Source organism: Pedobacter sp., assembly GCF_035566355.1.
In the GTDB taxonomy this organism is placed as follows: Bacteria; Bacteroidota; Bacteroidia; order Sphingobacteriales; family Sphingobacteriaceae; genus Pedobacter.
Genome location: NZ_DATMRL010000485.1, coordinates 1 through 3992 on the forward strand (window position 1 = coordinate 1; position 3992 = coordinate 3992).

The following is a 3992-nucleotide window of genomic DNA, read 5'->3' on the forward strand; positions in this document are numbered from 1 at the left end:
TCAGCTAAGGCTCTTTGCGCTTCTTCCAACTTTTGCACTACATTACCTGAAAGATATTTATCTTTTGTTTCCCACTCCCTAGTTGCAGGATTTGTAAAAATTTGATCACCAAGCGATTGCACAACTTCCAACTCTGTAGACTTAGTGGCAGCAGCAATAAAAGATAGCTCTACAAAACCTTTATCATTTAGACATCGAGAAAGTGCATCTATATAATTCTCCGTATTAAATTCCTCTTTTGGAACTATTAATCCAACACTTAGAAAGTCGGATTTTATAAAATCAAGTCCAACTCTTCGTTCCAATAAAGAAGGCATGTCTGCACCAAAGGCTTTATCTCCAAGAAGCAGCTTCTTATTTTGCGGCAGATTAAAAACTCCATATGTACCAAGAAACAGATCATAATTCTGATTCGCTAAACCCCTAAGCTCAATATTTGCATTGCCAGTTTGCTGCTCATAGTTTTCAAGATCAACATAAGCATCTCTAGTGCTGACATAGGAACTATAAAAAGCAAAATCGTCTTGTACCGATAATGGCAAAAATTTAGCACTTGATTTTTTTAAATCGACGTTATTTAAAACACCCACTAAACCAGAATAGATGATTAAAGTGCCTTCTTTATAATAAGGCTTTAATAGGTCAGAGGGAAATCTAATTTCGCCATCAGATTTTTGTTTAACTTCCAACAACCTACCCAACTTTGTTGCCACATCCCCTTCCAGCCTATACTGATACGGATAAGCCCTTAGTACCTTTGCTATATCTTCGAGTGCACTTTGAAGCGAGTTGGAATTCATCCATTGTGTGGATGAATTAATTTCAGCTAAATTGGAATATATCCTGTACACATAATAATTCTTCTTAAGTTCTCGAGCTGCAATAACCACAACGCTTTCATGATTAGGATGTTCCTTCGTCTTTATTACTCCAAGTAGCCGAGCAGAGTTTTTTCTAACCAGAAGTTCATCCTTTTCGTTCAAATAATCTAAAGCTCTATTATTATCACCAGAAGAATTCATATCAAACAATCCTAATTGCATAGCATTGTCCCGAACTTTTTCAATCGGTTGGTCTAGAAAGGTGAGGTATTTTTCAATAGGTACTTCATCAGACGACAATTCAATATAGGGTACACCAACCTTTCTCACTTTATAATTTTTGACCATGTCCTTTTCCAAAATACTTTTGATCTTGGGCGCCATTTGGTCTAAATTCCCATTCTGCAAAACCTTTAAATGGGCTTTACCATATTGATTTTTGCCAGGGCCTATTTCATCCCCAATCAGAATTTCTTGATGTTGATCAATATATTGGTTTAAGGTGATTACACCTAAGGAGCTTGGTTTATCAACAGTTTTGATCAACTGCTCCTCTTCTATCGATATGGACGACTTTTGGCTGTTTTTTTGAACAATGAGCAAATGATTAGGTGCTAGCGTATTGCCAGTATCTTTCATTAAATTTTCTGGCATCACCACTAGAGAGATAAAATCCGCGTGTTCGAAGAGATGACGCCTATTTTCTTCATTACCTGGACTATTTAAAAAACCGTCTGTAGTGATATAGGCCAGCACCCCTCCTTCCACCAGCTTGTCTATGCCTTTTGCAAAAAAATAGTTGTGAATTCTTTTAGTATAAGTTTTTTCATAACTTGGATCATATATAGACACATCTCCAAACGGGATACTACTTGCAATTAAGTCGTATTTTCCATCTTCTTCTTTACCCGTTTCCTCGAATCCCATTAAGCGAATAGTCGAATCCAATTTCCAGGAAGTACTTAACGTAGTCAAAACCCCGCCGGTCAATAAGTCCTTTTCCACCGCATTAACTTCCTTCAAAGTCGGAAACATATTTATAGCTTCTTTAACAAAAACTCCCATCCCAGCACTTGGTTCGTAAAAAGATGTAGGTCCAACCTCAAAAGATTTTAATGTTTCAAACAAAACCTTCGGAATAACTGGTGGAGTATAAAAGGAAGTTAAAACGCTACTTCTGAGAGAATCTATGACCTCAGTATATTCATTTGGAGTAAAATATTGACCGAGTAATTGATGAAATTTCATCATACTTGGATATAAGGTTAAATCCTGATTAGTTGCTCCATTTTCCTTCCATTGTTCTATTGAACCATTAGGATACAGAATAGCTTTAAGTCCACCAAAACCGGAATACCTTTGAATACTTGTAACTTCATCATGAGTCAAAACTCTATTACCATCATGTTGAAAGACCAACTCTAACGCTCTAATATTATCTTGTAATTTCTCCAATTGATTATAGCTCATTTCCCCTCCTTATCCAGTTAAACTGTTCCCATTAAATAAGCACTCACTTCACCAATCACCGCATACCTTAAAAAACGATCATCTTCAGATTGTTCTGAAAAATTAAACGACTCAAAAATATCCTGGCAGGCTAACATCATGTTCACGATTTCATAGGTCAATACACCACTCTCGACCATAGCTAAAAAACTATCTTCAAATTCCTCTTCAACTAAAGTTTTGATATAGTGGTATTTTGAAGGCCTAAGTTCCCTTGTGAGTTCCTCTAAGCAGATCTCCTCTATAATATAGGCTGGCTTATTTTGTTCCTCTAGCTCTTCAATTAATGGCTGCACAGACTGAACTTTGTTTTTTAAATATTGAAAAACAGAGCCTTCCTCTTTAAGAGTGAGCATTAAATCAGGATTATTGGAAACAATATAGTTCCATAGTTTTTCAGTTATGACCTTTTCCATTGGTAGATGTCTATTGAATTCCGAAGAAGGATTTGATAACGGTGGCCACAACCACTAGGAATATACAACTGCCAAACCAACTTGCCGCTACTTTACTAGTATCAGGTTCTCCAGCATTCCATTTGGTATACACCTTAACAGCTCCAATCAAACCTAACATAGCTCCAACTGCATACATTAAACTTGTACCTACACCAAAGTAACCATTAACCTGTTTGGTTGCTTCTTGGATACCAGCGGAACCACTTTGTGCGTAGGTAAATTCGCGACTGCCCAACAGTGCCAAAAGCAATACTAAAGACTTTCTACCGATTTTTTTAATCCAACTACTCTTTTTCATATACACATTAATTTTTAAAGTAAATCTTCTCTTTTTTTCCGTACCTCTGCCACATCCATGGCAGAGGACCCAGAAATCTACTCACCTAATAGCTAATTTTTATAAAGCCACCATTCACCTATCTCTCTTCACAACCCCTTTCGCGTAAGCGGATCCTGGTGGCTTATTCTTATTTAAAACTTAGAAATTCATTTTTGAAAGCCACCAGAGTCCCTTCGCTCTCTCACGCACCTCTACACACGAGGAACCCGGTGGCTTATATTTTACTCCCAAAACTTGGATACATCCTCCTCATCAAGCGTATTTAATCCATATTTTCCACACTCAGTGATGATCAACTCATTTATAGCAGATTTATAGGGGGTATATTTTAAGGATGGATAACTTTTTATAATTTGCTCGAGTTCCGAAGCGAAATTCTCATTGACGATAACCGATTTCCCTTCTCCCTCGATATGTATCTTTACTTGTTCAATCAAAGATTCGATTTGATCAAAACTGTCATCAGTTGAGTCCGTTGATTTTGCAGTAATTTGTTCTTGCTGAACTTCATGATGTTCCTCCTGTTCTTCTACTTCGGGCACATACGGCCTCTTCTGCGTAAACTTCTCTTGGATATCCAAGGAATAATATCTGAGGATAACGTATGCATAATAGACGGCTAGAATAAGTGCTACTGCATAAAAATACTGGGTCCAACTAATTTTTGATAACATCTTTTTTCTATTTTTCGTTTCACATTCAAACCAGTAATTTCTGTTTACTAGTTTGTTTTGATTATGATACAAAGTAATAGGATTGATGAACGTCGGTAAAGGACATAAAAAATTGTACCCAAATCGTACCTTATTTAACTACCTGATTTACAGAGTAAAAAAAATAATTATTTTTTTTACTCTGTAAATC

At 36.5% G+C, this 3992-nt stretch carries 4 protein-coding genes; all 4 read right to left on the reverse strand.

Going from position 1 to position 3992, the window contains the following annotated elements:
* The coding region (locus VNZ46_RS18900) for an N-6 DNA methylase (RefSeq protein WP_325561576.1) at positions 1-2291 on the reverse strand (2291 nt) is incomplete at its 3' end.
* Positions 2292-2308: 17 nt separating this feature from the next.
* Positions 2309-2746, reverse strand: coding sequence for a DUF1896 family protein (locus VNZ46_RS18905; RefSeq protein ID WP_325561577.1), 438 nt, complete (start codon positions 2744-2746; stop codon positions 2309-2311).
* A gap of 10 nt (positions 2747-2756) precedes the next feature.
* A complete protein-coding gene (locus VNZ46_RS18910) occupies positions 2757-3086 on the reverse strand; it encodes a DUF4134 domain-containing protein (RefSeq protein WP_414693507.1) in 330 nt (109 codons plus the stop codon).
* 263 nt (positions 3087-3349) lie between these two features.
* Positions 3350-3709, reverse strand: a complete 360-nt coding sequence (locus VNZ46_RS18915) for a hypothetical protein (protein ID WP_325561578.1) — start codon at positions 3707-3709, stop codon at positions 3350-3352.
* Positions 3710-3992 lie beyond the last annotated feature (283 nt).

Coding starts and splice junctions, on each gene's coding strand:
- VNZ46_RS18905 (WP_325561577.1), bottom strand. CDS start 2,746: ATGGAAAAGGTCATAACTGAAAAACTATGGAACTATATTGTTTCCAAT.
- VNZ46_RS18910 (WP_414693507.1), bottom strand. CDS start 3,086: ATGAAAAAGAGTAGTTGGATTAAAAAAATCGGTAGAAAGTCTTTAGTA.